The organism is Clostridiisalibacter paucivorans DSM 22131, from assembly GCF_000620125.1.
Taxonomy (GTDB): Bacteria; Bacillota; Clostridia; order Tissierellales; family Clostridiisalibacteraceae; genus Clostridiisalibacter; species Clostridiisalibacter paucivorans.
This window is the reverse complement of record NZ_JHVL01000006.1, coordinates 43,723-58,716: the sequence shown is the minus strand read 5'-3', so window position 1 is coordinate 58,716 and position 14,994 is coordinate 43,723. Positions and strand designations below refer to the sequence as shown.

Here is a 14,994-nt window from a genome sequence, read left to right as displayed (position 1 = left end):
TCTCAACGTGCCTTGAGAGGTCAATAAAGATATTGTAAATATCTGCTATCCCCTTGGTGGCAAGTTATATTACCAAATTACAAACAACAAAACCTTCAAAATAAATTAATATCTTGAAGACTTTGTTTATTACAATTTATTCAATTATTTTTCTTGTAAAATAATGGAGACTATTCATTTACTAGCTCTAGAATATCCTGGTATAACTTTTTACCAATTCTAATATCATTTTTTATAAGTTTATCTAATAAAGGTTTTAATTCCTTGACTAATCCACGCTGCTTTGCTTCAACTAATATTCCTAAATTACCAGTTACATTTAGACCTATATCTTTTGCTATTCTTCTTGCTTTTCTCTCATCTATAATAATCAAGTCTGCATCAATATTATTTGCTAAAACTATTGCTTCGCTTTCACCTAGATCTAATTTCAATTGTTTTTGCAAAAGAGCCACCGATAAATCTTCTTTTACTATTTTTGTTTGAAGAAATCTGCAGTTTTGAATAATATCTATCTCACTTTGATAGTCCATATTAATAATTAATTCATCATCAACTGCCTTTGGGATAATAATTTCCTTGTACATTTTCTCTAATATATTTAAGGATTCAATTTTCATTAAATAAATTAATGGGGTAGTATCTGAAATGACAATCATTCTGAATCTTCACTTTCTAAATGTGCATTCTGAACATGTTCCATAACAATCCCTCCATTCTTTGCCTATAACATTATTATACCCTATTAAACCTTAATGTTTCTAACAATAAAAAATTCTTTAAATTATTTTATTCAGATATTAGACCAAGACCTCGTGAATATAATCAACTATTGCATAGTTTCCTAATTCCAAAGTTTCATTTAAGGTTTCTCTATAGCCATAATCATTTTCAATATCATAGATTGTAACAGTTAAGGGCATATATAGTTTAATTATCTTTTGCTCTTTTATTTCAGGCATCTCCATACCAAGATTTTCTGATAGTTTGTTTGATAACTTTTGATTGTAACCGTTGTAGATAATATATCCCTTGTCTGCGAAGGTTCCAATTTCATTATTCATTTTTACTTGTCCATATCTTTTAAAATCAATATACTCTTCTAGATTATGGTCATATTCAAAATGTCCTGATCCACAAATCATATGTCTACCATAGCCTTTGAAACCCTAATCCTATTTATGAAATAAATAGGATTAGGTCTCATGTCAGGAATTCCCAAGAATGTGACTGTAAGGAGGCATAATTGGTGAATTCTACGGCCACTTGCTCTATCCCCTCCAAGGATGTTTCATACATAAAGAATTTTGACATTGATCTCAATCCTTCCTTTCTGTTTTTAGGCACAAAAAAGAGCAAAGTTTATTTGGTCTTTCATGACCTCAACTTTGCCCTCGTTATACCCTCTGTTTTTTTAACTACAGCTTATTTCTTGACTATAGCTTAAATATGTTAGTTTTTTTACTCATCATTGAACTTGTAATTGTTACTTTATACTTTTTATAAAAATATCTACAATATATGGGTCAAACTTTATACCTGACTCTTTTTTAATATAGTCTATAGCATCCTCTTTCTTCATAATAATTTTATTCATTTCATTTGTTTTTGAATCGTAGCCCTCTGCTACTGCAATGATTCTAGCTAACAATGGAATTTCATTACCCTTCAATCCTTTGGGAAATCCTGATCCATCCCAATGTTCATGGTGTGCTAAAACAACATTGGCTAAATCTAAAGTCTTATCAAATGAATTTAAAATTCTATAGCCTACAACAGAATGCCGCTTGTACTCTCGAATCTCTTTTTCAGTAACTGGCCCATTTCCAATTATCCTATCATCTAAAACTAATTTACCTATGTCATGCAAGTATCCTGCGTCTTGTAGTTTCCTCGTTTCTTCTTTAGATAGATTCATTGCTCTACCTATAGCTTGACTTAACCTGCTAACATTCTTAGAGTGTATTTTTTCTCTAGGATAATTTTCATGTAATGAATCTATTATTCCTCTTATCTGATCTATATTGTTATTTTTACTATTAATTGTTTTATCGTAATACATTTTATTTTCAGCATCCTCTAATACATTTAAAATATCCTGGCCGATATTTTCCCTAGTGCTAGTCCCCATTGATATACTTGTTTTAATAGCCATAATTTCTTCCTTAGAAATTTCATCTTTTATCCTTTTAATAATCTTTTCTGCAGCCCTTGCCTCTGTATTTGGTAAAAGGATTACAAATTCATCCCCACCTATACGTGCTATAATATCATCAGACCTACAAACCCCTTTAAATACTTCTGATATCTTCTTTAATAGTTCATCACCAACAGAATGCCCAAATACATCATTAGTAAGCTTTAGATTATTAGCATCCCCAACAATAACAGATATAGGTAAATTCCTTTCAGTATCTAAACGTTTCAGTTCAGTTTCAAAAAACATCCTATTATAAAGGCCTGTCAGTGGATCGTGACAACTTAAATAAATTATTTCCTCCCGCGTCTTTTTCTCCTCTGTTATATCAACAAAGGTTACTACAGCACCAATAACCTCTCTATCTTTTAATTTGGGGTAAGAACGATATTCTACATCAAAAAATTTTCCATCTGATGTCCAAAAAACCTCATCATCCGAATGTGCTCCTATACCTGTCTTCAAAGATTCAATGATTTTACAATCCTTTATAAACATAGGACTACCATCTTTATAACTATGATGAATCTGAGTATGCATGTTCTTACCTAGAAGATCACTATGGTCATAGTATCCAAGGATTTCTAAACAACGCCTATTGCAAAAAGTACAATTCCCTTTATCATCAATCTCATATATTGCTTCAGCTGTAGAGTTTAGTATAAGCTCTAATTTCTCCTTACTATCCCTCAGCTCTTCTAAATTTGGAACCTTTTTCGTTTTAAACTTTAAACTTCTGTACATCAAAGAGATTATTGTGCTATAAATTAACATAGAAATGATAATAAATTCATGGTATCTCATATCTTATCTTTAACCATCTTTTTTAGATAATTTGTTCATATTATCTTGTAAAATTTGCAAAGCATTCTCCTCTGCAAGGGGTCTACTAAATAAGTATCCTTGCATGAAATCACAGTTATAGTCAATTAGGTATTGCTTCTGTTCTTCAACCTCCACACCCTCAGCCACAACAGCTAGTCCGATTTTATGAGACATGGAAATAATATCCCCAGTGATTAGCTCATTATATTTTCTGCAAATTATCCCATCAATAAATAGTTTATCAATTTTTACTAAATCAATATTTAACTCCCTAAGGCGGGCAAATGATGAATATCCTGTGCCAAAGTCATCTAGTGCAATTGTTATACCCATTCCTCTTAATTTTTCAAGTTTCTCATTTATCAAATCAAAGTTTTTAACTAATATTGATTCAGTTATTTCTAGTTCTAAGTTTGACCCATTTATTCCTGCTTTGTTTATAGTATTCTCTACGCTGATATTAAAATCATCACGTAATAATTGAATACCTGAAACATTAACTGCAACCTTAACTTCTTTATACCCATCCATATTTAATCTTTTTAAAAAACTACAGGCTTTTTTAAGAATAAAGTCACCCAGTGGTGCAATCAAATGTTTTCTTTCAGCTACATCAATAAACTCTAGTGGAGAAATAAATCCAAGCTTCTCAGTCTTCATACGTGCTAATGCTTCAAATCCAATGACTCTATTAGTTTTTAATTCTACCTGAGGCTGATATTCCAAATATATCTTTTCAGTATTTTCTTGAGCAAGAGATTTTCTGAGTTCTCCTTCTATATAATTCTCCCGTGTAATTATCTTCTCCATTTCACTATTAAAGAATATATAATTATTATCATTATCATTAATATGATTTAAAGCAATGGAAACATCCTTTAATATTTGATCCACATCTTCGTAGTTGTTGTTTATTTCAACGATTCCAATTTGTATATCTATATATTTACTTTCAATTATGGAAATTCCCTTTAGTGCACTTTCAATCCTTTTTGATAGTAAGATTAATTCATCCTTATCTTGATAATTGTTTACATAGACTACAAACCTATCAGCTGTAAATCTAAATGCCATATGATTTGAATCTAGAATCTTTTTTATTTCAATAGACATTTTCTTTAGGACCTTATCGCCATATTGGTAACCAGATAGTAAATTGACAGACTTAAAATCAATACAGTTGATTAGTAATATTGCTCTGTTATAATCTTTATCTTTTCCAATATCCTCTGTCAAATGATCTATTAGGTATTTTTTATTAGGTAGATCTGTTAGTGAATCATAGTAAGCTAACTTTATTAATTGCTTATTTTCGTAATATATATAAAAAATTATATATGCCATAGAAATGAATATTACAAAAATGCTTATCTTCCATACCACATTTATTGATTTTACAAAGTCCTCCATCTCTTTTAAGGATTTAGTAAAGTGAAGAGTACCTATCCTATCATTATTATAATCTACTGGTACATAGATATCGTATACATTCTCATCACCAGTACTATCTATCTGGCTGTATTCATTGTTTTTTAAAATCATCTCTCTAACTTTATCATCAACTATCTCTTGTCCAATAATCTCCAGATTAGTGCTGCTTATAATTTTAAAATTATTATCAATTAAACAAATCTCAACAGCCTTTGTATTTTCTTTTAGATTTTCAAGTACATCTTGTACATCAAAGTTTTCGAGAAAATCGTGTATTTTATCAGCCGAAATACCTACCTGGATAAAACCGTTATGTGGCAATCTAAAATAAGCGTATTTATAATAAAATTCTGATTCCGTATCCCTTCTTATGTCTTCTACAAGATTTTCATTTTTACTGTTCATAAATTCATAAACTGGATGCCCCTCATATACCTTCCACCCTATATAGTTTGCATCGCTAGAATATATTATTTTACCTTCTGAGCTATAGTAATATATTTTATCTATTTTTAAATTTTGAGCCATTTCATTAAGTAAATTATTACTAAATTCCCCATCGTAAAAAGTTATTGTTCTACTGGAAATTTGTAACTTTTCTTCAAGTAACCTATTGATAATTTCATTTGCTTCAATGACTTTACTTAAACTATGGGAGTGATTTTTAGCAAAAATTAACGACTCCGTTTTTAAATTATTGTATTGTGATTTTTTTATTCCATTAATAATACCACTAGCAATAATACTTAACATTAATACTATTATTAGTGGAATAAAAATGGCTTTTGATTTAATATTTTTAAACTTTTTATTAAATTTCAACTCTCTCCCCCCTAATTCAGTATAATTCATCATTATACTGAATTTAACCTATTATAATATAGCATAAATATACAATAAAATACTATTATAATGGATTTGAGATGATTAGATGCTTTACTATTATAAACCCCTTATAATTTATAGATAAACATACAGGCTTTTCCAAGTAATAATAGACATTCAAAGACCAATTAACCATATTATTTAAGCATATTATTAAGATTTCTAGTAAAAGCAGTTTGTTTACTAAATATATGCTTGAAAATAGTATCTCTTGTGCTTTCCAGAATATTTAAGTAAATAAAGGTACAGTGCAATTTTCTTCCTAGCTTTATTTTTTTATCTATTTTCCCGGAAACTATTATATCTTCTTCTTCAAATTTTATTCTTACCATATTTACATCATCAAATATCTTAACATCACTATAATCTTCGTCTAGTATATAGAAGTCAAGATAATTACCACCTACCTTATTTATAGTAATTTTAAGTACAGTGTTATTTTTAAACCTTATAATCCCATCTAGTAACCAGGGTAAACTAAAGGCATTCTTTGTAACCTTTGGTGTAAGCTTTGAAATATATACCTCTGCTTCTTTTATCTCCATAATTGTAGCACCATATTCAAAAATGATTCCAGTAACCTCTGTGTGGAAGCTAACCTTTTTAATATCTGAAGGATCAGATACTTGTTTTAGTAGGTGTTGGTCATATTTACTTACCTTAAATCTATAGGCAAATTCAGTTTTAATTAGGGTTCCCTGTAGTTGATATGACTCTGTTTCTGTTAAAAATTCTATGGTACCACTTATAACTGGTTCTTCCAAGAGCTTTTCCCTATCCTCTTGTCTTCGTATTAATCTATTTATCATTATATCTGTAATTTGTGGGTCAAATTGACTACCCCTATTCTTTTTAAGGTCTTGTATAGCTTCACTTATTGTTTTTGGCTTTTTATAACTTCGTTCACAAAGCATTGCATCAACTGCATCTGCAATGGAAATAATTCTACTTTCTAAGGGGATATCATCACCTTTAATCCCATTTGGATAACCAGCTCCGTCATATCTTTCATGATGGTTTAGTACGATTTCATCAACTCCCTCAAGATTGTAGTAGCCATATATTAAATCTTCAACTATTCTACCACTATGAATAGGATAGTTTTGTAGTTCAAGCAATTCCTCCTCTGTTAATTGCCCTGTCTTATTTAAAATATATTCTGAGACATAAAGCTTGCCCACATCATGGAGTAAGGATGATATATATAATTTATATAATTGAATATCACTCAGTTTCATCTCAACCCCAATTATATTGCTTAAGTATGCTACATTATAAGGGTGATTTTTCATATAGGGTTCCCTTGTTCCAATTATTTCAGTAATTGTATGGATAATGTCAAAGAATCTTCTGTTATTTACATACTCATAATTATGTAGTTGAACTAGAGATTCAATATATCCCATTTGACAAATAATACAATTTTTTTTAATTAAGTTGTTAACATTATTATCTATTGCACTTTTCTTAAATAAATAGATGCATGCTATAGGGATACTATTATTAGACCTTGTGGAATTTATAGGAATATACATTTCTGATGCATTTTCCTCATTTAATTTGTTTAAAGACTTTTGGGTATCATTCTTGAAATCTCCATCATAAATAATAATTTTACTTTCATTAATTGCTTTACATAGGTAGGAATCTTCCTTTGAGATATCAAAGAATACTTTAGATTGTATATTTAAGCTATCTATTGAATCCTCCATTGAAGACATGAATACGAAAGCATATCTTTTATCTCTGTTAAGCATTAAAATATTCCAACCATCAAAATTAAGAGATTTGCAAAAATCAGATAATTGTTCTTTTAATTTATAATTCAGGTTAAAATCTTTATTTGACCCATCAAACATTCTATACAATAGAATCCCTCCTATACAGTTATATATTTCTTTATATAACTTGAACATTATTTCTGCCCTTTGCTTTTTCCATATATTGTGCCTCATTAGCTCGCCCTATTAATTGTTCAATGCTATCCATCTTCATAAATTCAGTTATTCCTATACTAACTGGAAGCACTACAGCGCTGAAATTTACTATTTTAATTTATCTTTTAAATCCATATCATTAACCCCTCGTATTAGTTATATTTGTAACTTATATTTTTGCTAGCATATAACTAAAATATAACATCTTTAGACCCAATGTTCCATATTTATATAAGCTTTAAAACTTATTTTAAGACATATAAACAAATATATAGACAATTTAATTATATGCCTATTGGACATATAATTCAAATAATATTTCTATAAGTCATATGTTTAATTTTATTATTAAAATCATATTATAATTAATTTAGAGGTGATTTTAATGTTTTCACATCGGCTAAAACAGCTAAGAGAATATTTGGGCTTAACCCAGGATGAATTAGCAAAGCAACTTAACCTAACCCAGAGTACCATATCATATTATGAAAGTGGCAGAAAAATGCCTACATTACAAAATGCTATAATTATAGCAAAACTTTTAAATACCAGTTTAGATTATTTAGTCGGTATATCTAATTTCCAGGATTATAAATGGATAAAAGAAAATGAGGATAATTACTGCTCTGCTTTCCCTTTAGATGATATTTATAATTTAACAACTAGTAGTCTGAAGGACTTAGAAAATTTTATAAGTTTTTTAAAATTTAAAGAAAAGAATATAAATTATCCTGAAAATAATAACCAGCCTAAATAACTAACTATATTATTTATAAATTTAACATAAAGCGGAAAGCATTAAAATATTTAAGTTCTAATTTGCTCCTAGTGTTTATCTACTTTTTTCAAATTGCCCTTCAAATATCCATATTTATCCAATGTCATCTGTCAAACTCCCTATTTAAAAGGGTCAAAAAAGGGTGCTTTTTCACCAATTTTTGACCCAAATTTCATCTTCAAACCACTACATGTTGTGGTCAAACCCTATTATTCTTTACCCAAACCACAATACGTCATCAGAATTGCTGCTTCAACGTGTGGTGTATGAGGAAACATATCCATACATTTTACCTTATCTACCTTATATCCCCTTTCTACAAATACAGGTAAATCTCTAGCTAAGGATGTAGGTTTACATGATACATATATGAATTCATCGGGCATAAAGTCTATTATCTTGTTTATAGCCTTTGGATGTATGCCATCCCTTGGAGGGTCTAATATTATTATATCTGGCTTTTCTTTTAATTCGTCTACTTTTTTAAGTACATCTCCTGCTATAAACTCACAGTTATCTAATCCATTTAGTTTAGCATTTTTTCTAGCTGCTTCTACTGCTTCTTCTACTATCTCTATGCCTATTACCTTTTTAGCTACTGGTGCCATTATCTGGGCTATAGTTCCTGTACCACAGTATAGGTCAAATATAGTCTTGTTTTCTGTCTCCCCTATAAAATCTCTAACTATGGAATATAGCTTCTCTGCTCCAAATGAATTTGTCTGGAAGAAAGAAAATGCCGATATATTAAATTTAAGCCCCAATAATTCTTCTGTGATATAGTCACTACCATACAGTATATGCATTTCATCACTCTTTACTGCATCTGCTAGACCATCATTTATTGTATGAAGTATTCCCTTCAATACACCTTTGTAATCTATATTCTTCAAATCTTCTACCAAATCTTCCAGTTGAAGTTTCTGTTGAGACGATGTTATCAAGTTTATAAGTATTTCTCCTGTCTTAGCAGCCTTTCTTACTACCAAATGTCTAACTACTCCTTGGTGAGTCTTTTTATGATAAAAAGATGTCCCCTCATCCTTAAAATATTCCAACACAGTCATTAATATCTCTGTAAAATCATTGTCTACTATCTGGCATTTATCCACTGTGAGTATTTCATAAAATTTCCCTTGTTGATGCATCCCCAATGTCAATGGTCCATCCTTCTTTTCATCTCCAAAAGTAAATTCCATTTTATTTCTATATTCATATTCTAATGGACTTTTCTCTATGCCTAAAAACTCATATCCCTCTATTCCTGCTTCTGACAATAATCTTTGTACCTGTGAAGATTTGAGTTTAAGCTGTTCTTCATAAGGTAAGTTTTGATATATACATCCTCCACAGTTTTCAAAATGTACACATTTAGGCACTATTTCTTGAGGAGATCTCTGTAATACATCTATTACCTTTGCCTCTATCTTTTTGCCCCTTTTTTTACTTATTCTAGCTTTAATTTTTTGTCCTTTAATAGTGTTCTTTATAATTATATTCTCATTATCTATACTTGATATTCCCTTATTAGGAAATTTTACATCTTCTATAGTAAGCTCTAAGACGTCATTCTTTTTTACCATTACATCACCTTTTCTTTCAATTTTTATAGGATATTATAACATATATATTTATTAGTTAATAGTTATTTTTCATTAAAAAAACTCTAATATACTTTATTTACTAATCAATCAAAAGTAAACAAAGCATATTAGAGTTTATTAGAGATGTTTTATAGATATGGCCCTGTTTTCAAATATCAAAAACTCGTCACTTAATTCATCTACAATCTTTAGCCCTCTTCCACCTATGGTCAATTTCATTGGATCATATGCTTCCCTTTCATATTTAAATCCACTGCCCTCATCTGATACCTCTATTTTGATGTATTTATTGTTATCAACATTTACTTCTACAAATACATCTATCTTCTTTCTAGTATCAGATTTATTTCCATGTATTATACCATTGCATATTAACTCGTCTAGTATGAGTCTTGCATCAAATAGGGTTGTTTCGTCCACTAAAACATTTTGTAAACTTTTTAATATTTCTTGCAATGCTGATTTCATTTCTAATAAATCACTGGATAAAGTCTTCTTTATTATATAGCACAATTTAACCACACCCACCTAGAATTATTTTATTTAATCCCCTTATTATATATTATTTCGATTTTCTAATTATATTCTACCCAAAAAGTATATGTTGTAATCTTTATTTTGTCCAATTTAGACTCTATTGCTTTTTTATTATTTTTAGTTTAAAATATCACTATGAGGGTATATAATTCTCGTAGACAATTATACTAAATTATAGTGAAACTTTCAAAGGAGGTTTTTTATTATGGACAAATATGTATGCGTACCATGTGGATATGTTTATGACCCTGCTGAAGGAGACCCTGATAACGGTGTAGAACCAGGAACTCCTTTTGACAAATTACCAGAAGATTGGGTTTGCCCAGTTTGTGGTGCAGGTAAAGATATGTTTGAAAAAGAAGACTAATATTACATAAAACGGCCAAATGGCCGTTTTTGTTTTTAAAGTTAAATAATCCCTGTGGATACTATTCCACAGGGATTATTGATTCTAATGTTTCCCATACCTTATCTTTATTTATTTTCTTTGATGCTGAAAATGGTATGATTAGATTATTATCTTGTATGCCTAGATCTCTTTTTATAATAGCCATATGTTTCATCCATTTTCCCTTAGATATTTTATCCGCCTTAGTAGCTATGACTAACCCCTTATATCCAAAAGATCTTATCCAATTATGCATCATTATATCATGCTCTCCTGGAGGATGTCTTATATCTATTAATTGTAATACCTCTATTAAGGTTTGCCTATTTACCAAGTAATTTTCTATCATCGTTCCCCATCTTTCTCGTTCCTTCATGGATACCTTAGCATATCCATATCCTGGTAAGTCTACGAACCTAAATTCATCATTTACATTGTAGAAATTTAAAGTTTGAGTTTTCCCTGGTTGTCCACTGGTCCTGGCTAGATTTTTTCTATTTACAAGGGTATTTATCAAAGATGATTTTCCCACATTTGATTTACCTGCAAATGCTATTTCAGGAGGACCAATTTCAGGATATTGATTCTCCCTAACAGCAGTTGCAAGTATCTCTGCCTTTTTAATTTTCATGTTCATTCTCCTCTGTAACTAAGGCATGGTCTAAAACCTCATCCATGGTTTTGACAAATACTATATTTAACCTCTTCTTAATTTTATCTGGTATTTCCTCCATATCTTTTTTATTTTCATATGGCAATAATACCTTCTTTATACCTGCCCTATTAGCTGCAAGTACCTTTTCTTTTACTCCTCCTATGGGTAAAACTCTGCCCCTCAACGTTATTTCTCCAGTCATTGCCAATGCACTATCTATAGGGATATTGGTAAGGGCTGATATAACTGCTGTAGCCATAGTTATCCCTGCCGATGGTCCATCTTTAGGTATTGCTCCCTCTGGCACATGTATGTGTATATCTTGTTTCTCATGGAAATCATCATTTATATTTAAATCCTTCGCTTTAGATCTTATATAACTTATTCCTGTCATTGCAGATTCCTTCATCACATCTCCCAGTTTCCCTGTGAGCTGTAATTTGCCTTTTCCACCCATTGGAGTAACCTCTATAGACAATGTTTCTCCTCCAACTGCTGTCCATGCAAGACCAGTCGCTATACCTATCTGATTTTCTTTAGCTGCCATTTCATATCTATATTTAGGTATGCCCAAGTATTTATCTAGATTTCCACTATTTATCCTTACAGTCTTTACTTTATCTTCTACAATTCTTTTTGCAGACTTTCTAAATACAGTGGCAATACTCCTCTCTAGACTCCTAACACCTGCTTCCCTGGTATAGTTATTTATTATATCTCTCAATGCATTTTCTGATATATTTATGTTTTTCTCCTTTAAACCATGTTCCTTAAGCTGTTTAGTTACCAAATATCCCTTAGCTATCTCCAATTTTTCTTCCTCTGTATAACCAGATACTCGAATTATCTCCATCCTATCTAATAATGGTCTCGGAATAGTATTGATTGTATTTGCTGTAGTTATAAACATAACCTTGGACAAATCAAAGGGTACCTCTAAGAAATGGTCTGTAAATGTACTATTTTGTTCGGGGTCCAATACTTCCAATAAAGCTGAAGCTGGATCTCCTCTAAAATCACTATTAATTTTATCTATTTCATCAAATAAAAATACAGGATTTTTGGACTTCACCTTTTTTATAGAAGATATTATTCTCCCTGGTATAGCTCCTACATATGTCCTTCTATGTCCCCTTATCTCTGCTTCATCTCTTACTCCACCTAAAGACATTCGTACGAATTTTCTATTTATTGATCTCGCTATTGATTTAGCTATTGATGTTTTACCTACACCAGGAGGACCAACTAAGCATAATATAGGACCCTTCATATCCTTAGCCAATTTTCTTATAGCTAGATATTCTAGAATTCTTTCCTTTACATCCTTAAGTCCATAATGGTCTTTGTCTAATATTTCTCTAGATTTTTTTATATCTACTCTATCCTTAGTCTGTTTATCCCAAGGTAACTCTATAATCCATTCTACATAATTTCTAATTACAGCAGTTTCTGCCGATGCAGGAGACAACCTTCTAAGCCTATTTACTTCCTTTAATGCCTTTTCCTTTACTTCATCAGGCATTTTAATTTTATTGATTTTTTCTTCGTATTCTAAGACCTCTTCTTCTAAGCTTTCCCCTTCTCCTAGTTCTTTCTGTATAGCTTTTAACTGCTCTTTAAGATAATATTCCTTTTGAACTTTATTTATCTGTTTCTTTACTCTATTAGATATCTTATCTTCTATTTGTAATACTTCTATTTCCTCTTCAAGTATTATATGCAATACCTCTAACCTTTTATATGGATCAAATGCCTCTAATATCTTTTGTTTATTATCTGGCTTTAAATGTATATACGAAGAAATAACATCTGCCAATCTTCCAGGTTCTTTGATCTCATCTACAGTAACTATTACATCGGGAGAAATTTTATTGCCTAAACTTACATATTCTTCAAATCTCTCTACCACTAATCTCATCATTGCCTTTATTTCTTTATTGGATTCATCTATTTCATAGATTACTTCCTCTATTTCTGACTCAAAGTATGGTTCTTCCTTTAATATCTCCGTTATTCTTCCCCTATTTATACCTTCTACTAAAACTCTTATGGTATCTCCCGGTAATTTTAACATTTGCTTTATTTTACAAACTGTTCCCACTTTATAAAAATCTTCAGGGGTAGGAATATCCACCTTTGCTTCTTTTTGTGCCGTCAAAAATATCAAAGAATCATTTACCATGGCCTCTTCCAATGCATTTATAGATTTATCCCGTCCAACATCAAAATGGACTACCATATAAGGAAATACAGACAATCCCCTCAACGGTATCAATGGTATTTCTCGTTTTTCACTTTTTATCTTATAGCTATCCACACTATCAACTCCTTCAAATAGCAAAACTATTATTCTCTTTTAATTTAAAATATATTTATAAATATTTTACCCATGCTACTACAATGTTACCCAAACAAATATAAATAGTCAATATATAAAAAAATGTCCACACCAATGTGGACATTTTTTTAAGAAGCTGACTCTTCTTCACCTTTCTTTCCCTTTTTCTTTCTTTTTTCAGAAAGAACTAAAGTAGGTTCAGATTTCTTAAGGATGGTATCCTTTGTTATAACACATTTCTCTATATCAGATCTATGGGGTATTTCATACATTATATCCAACATTATTTCTTCAAGTATGCCCCTCAATCCTCTGGCTCCAGTTTTTCTTTCTATTGCCCTTTGTGCTACTATCTTTAGTGCTTGGTCTTCGAATTCTAATTCTACTCCATCCATCATGAACAGTTCCTTATATTGCTTAACCAATGCATTTTTAGGTTTAGTCAATATGTCTATAAGGGCTTCTTCATCTAATTGATCAAGAGACACCATGACTGGTAATCTTCCTGCAAATTCAGGGATGAGACCATATTTCAATAAATCTTCAGGCTGTATATGCTTTAATATTTCGCCTATATCCTTCGCTTCTTTACTTCTTATGTCTGCCCCGAATCCCATAGACATTTTACCTATTCTATTTTGAATAATATTTTCTACACCATCAAAAGCTCCACCAACTATAAATAATACATTACTAGTATCTATCTGAATAAACTCTTGATGGGGATGTTTTCTGCCTCCTTGAGGTGGTACACTGGCTACAGTTCCTTCAAGTATTTTTAACAATGCCTGTTGAACACCTTCACCACTGACATCTCTTGTTATTGATGGATTATCTGATTTCCTTGCTATTTTATCTATCTCATCAATATATATTATCCCCTTTTCTGCCCTTTCTATATCATAATCTGCTGCCTGAATAAGTTTTAAGAGTATGTTTTCTACATCCTCTCCAACATATCCCGCTTCAGTTAATGATGTTGCATCAGCTATTGCAAATGGTACATTTAATATCTTAGCCAATGTTTGGGCTAATAATGTCTTACCTGAACCTGTGGGTCCAAGCATAATTATATTACTCTTCTGTAATTCAACATCTGAAGAAGAAGTTTTCTTGTTTATTCTTTTGTAATGATTATAAACTGCAACTGCTAATGCCCTTTTTGCCCTATCTTGCTTAATGACATATTGATTAAGAATCTCATTTATTTCCATGGGTTTTGGCAGTTCTTTCATCTCCACATCCACAGCTTCATCGAATTCTTCATCAATTATCTCTTGGCATAAATTAATGCATTCATCACATATATATACATTAGGTCCAGCTATAAGCCTTCTAACCTGATCCTGTGATTTGCCACAAAAAGAACATTTGAGTTGCTTATCGTCAAATCTTGACATTAAGACACCTCTCTCAAAA

The 14,994-nt window shown here is 30.7% G+C and carries 12 protein-coding genes; 2 read left to right on the top strand and 10 right to left on the bottom strand.

Annotated elements, in window-relative coordinates:
- Positions 1-170 precede the first annotated feature (170 nt).
- The 5 genes from Q326_RS0104115 to Q326_RS17845 all read right to left on the bottom strand — a co-directional run bounded on the left by Q326_RS0104115 (position 171) and on the right by Q326_RS17845 (position 7,197).
- On the bottom strand, positions 171-659 hold the full coding sequence (locus Q326_RS0104115) for a PIN domain-containing protein (protein ID WP_026894223.1): 489 nt from the start codon (positions 657-659) through the stop codon (positions 171-173).
- A gap of 141 nt (positions 660-800) precedes the next feature.
- Positions 801-1,145: a hypothetical protein gene (locus tag Q326_RS0104110; protein ID WP_026894222.1), complete on the bottom strand. Its 345-nt coding sequence runs from the start codon at positions 1,143-1,145 to the stop codon at positions 801-803.
- Positions 1,146-1,486: 341 nt separating this feature from the next.
- The gene (locus tag Q326_RS16595) at positions 1,487-3,001 is read right to left on the bottom strand and encodes a diguanylate cyclase (protein WP_051531116.1); all 1,515 of its coding nucleotides are present in this window, start codon (positions 2,999-3,001) and stop codon (positions 1,487-1,489) included.
- Positions 3,002-3,010: 9 nt separating this feature from the next.
- Positions 3,011-5,275, bottom strand: a complete 2,265-nt coding sequence (locus tag Q326_RS17850) for a putative bifunctional diguanylate cyclase/phosphodiesterase (RefSeq protein WP_051531114.1) — start codon at positions 5,273-5,275, stop codon at positions 3,011-3,013.
- A gap of 200 nt (positions 5,276-5,475) precedes the next feature.
- Positions 5,476-7,197, bottom strand: a complete 1,722-nt coding sequence (locus Q326_RS17845) for an HD-GYP domain-containing protein (RefSeq protein ID WP_245592059.1) — start codon at positions 7,195-7,197, stop codon at positions 5,476-5,478.
- Positions 7,198-7,660: 463 nt separating this feature from the next.
- Here Q326_RS17845 and Q326_RS17840 point away from each other — a divergent pair, with 463 nt between their 5' ends.
- Positions 7,661-8,032 (top strand): helix-turn-helix domain-containing protein, encoded by a 372-nt coding sequence (locus Q326_RS17840; protein WP_051531110.1) that lies wholly within the window; start codon positions 7,661-7,663, stop codon positions 8,030-8,032.
- Between the two features lie 230 nt (positions 8,033-8,262).
- On the opposite strand, the gene rlmD is transcribed toward Q326_RS17840, so the two are convergent.
- Both rlmD and Q326_RS0104075 read right to left on the bottom strand, forming a co-directional pair.
- On the bottom strand, positions 8,263-9,636 hold the full coding sequence (gene rlmD / locus Q326_RS0104080) for a 23S rRNA (uracil(1939)-C(5))-methyltransferase RlmD (RefSeq protein ID WP_026894221.1): 1,374 nt from the start codon (positions 9,634-9,636) through the stop codon (positions 8,263-8,265).
- A gap of 138 nt (positions 9,637-9,774) precedes the next feature.
- Positions 9,775-10,170, bottom strand: coding sequence for an ATP-binding protein (locus Q326_RS0104075; RefSeq protein ID WP_034601039.1), 396 nt, complete (start codon positions 10,168-10,170; stop codon positions 9,775-9,777).
- Between the two features lie 229 nt (positions 10,171-10,399).
- On the opposite strand from Q326_RS0104075, the gene rd reads away from it, so the two are divergent.
- Positions 10,400-10,561 (top strand): rubredoxin, encoded by a 162-nt coding sequence (gene rd / locus Q326_RS18155; protein WP_084489525.1) that lies wholly within the window; start codon positions 10,400-10,402, stop codon positions 10,559-10,561.
- 61 nt (positions 10,562-10,622) lie between these two features.
- Here rd and yihA read toward each other — a convergent pair whose 3' ends face one another.
- The 3 genes from yihA to clpX all read right to left on the bottom strand — a co-directional run bounded on the left by yihA (position 10,623) and on the right by clpX (position 14,975).
- Positions 10,623-11,213: a ribosome biogenesis GTP-binding protein YihA/YsxC gene (gene yihA, locus Q326_RS0104065; RefSeq protein ID WP_026894219.1), complete on the bottom strand. Its 591-nt coding sequence runs from the start codon at positions 11,211-11,213 to the stop codon at positions 10,623-10,625.
- Positions 11,203-13,554: an endopeptidase La gene (gene lon / locus Q326_RS0104060; protein ID WP_026894218.1), complete on the bottom strand. Its 2,352-nt coding sequence runs from the start codon at positions 13,552-13,554 to the stop codon at positions 11,203-11,205. The genes yihA and lon overlap by 11 nt, the downstream gene beginning before the upstream one ends.
- Positions 13,555-13,703: 149 nt before the next feature.
- Complete coding sequence (gene clpX / locus Q326_RS0104055) at positions 13,704-14,975, bottom strand: ATP-dependent Clp protease ATP-binding subunit ClpX (RefSeq protein WP_026894217.1); 1,272 nt, start codon at positions 14,973-14,975, stop codon at positions 13,704-13,706.
- Between the last annotated feature and the right edge of the window lie 19 nt (positions 14,976-14,994).

Excerpts from the sequence above, each read along its gene's own strand:
- Q326_RS0104115 (WP_026894223.1), bottom strand. The coding sequence starts at position 659 with ATGATTGTCATTTCAGATACTACCCCATTAATTTATTTAATGAAAATT.
- Q326_RS0104110 (WP_026894222.1), bottom strand. The coding sequence starts at position 1,145 with ATGATTTGTGGATCAGGACATTTTGAATATGACCATAATCTAGAAGAG.
- Q326_RS16595 (WP_051531116.1), bottom strand. The coding sequence starts at position 3,001 with ATGAGATACCATGAATTTATTATCATTTCTATGTTAATTTATAGCACA.
- Q326_RS17845 (WP_245592059.1), bottom strand. The coding sequence starts at position 7,197 with ATGTTTGATGGGTCAAATAAAGATTTTAACCTGAATTATAAATTAAAA.
- Q326_RS17840 (WP_051531110.1), top strand. The coding sequence starts at position 7,661 with ATGTTTTCACATCGGCTAAAACAGCTAAGAGAATATTTGGGCTTAACC.
- rlmD (WP_026894221.1), bottom strand. The coding sequence starts at position 9,636 with ATGGTAAAAAAGAATGACGTCTTAGAGCTTACTATAGAAGATGTAAAA.
- rd (WP_084489525.1), top strand. The coding sequence starts at position 10,400 with ATGGACAAATATGTATGCGTACCATGTGGATATGTTTATGACCCTGCT.
- yihA (WP_026894219.1), bottom strand. The coding sequence starts at position 11,213 with ATGAAAATTAAAAAGGCAGAGATACTTGCAACTGCTGTTAGGGAGAAT.
- clpX (WP_026894217.1), bottom strand. The coding sequence starts at position 14,975 with ATGTCAAGATTTGACGATAAGCAACTCAAATGTTCTTTTTGTGGCAAA.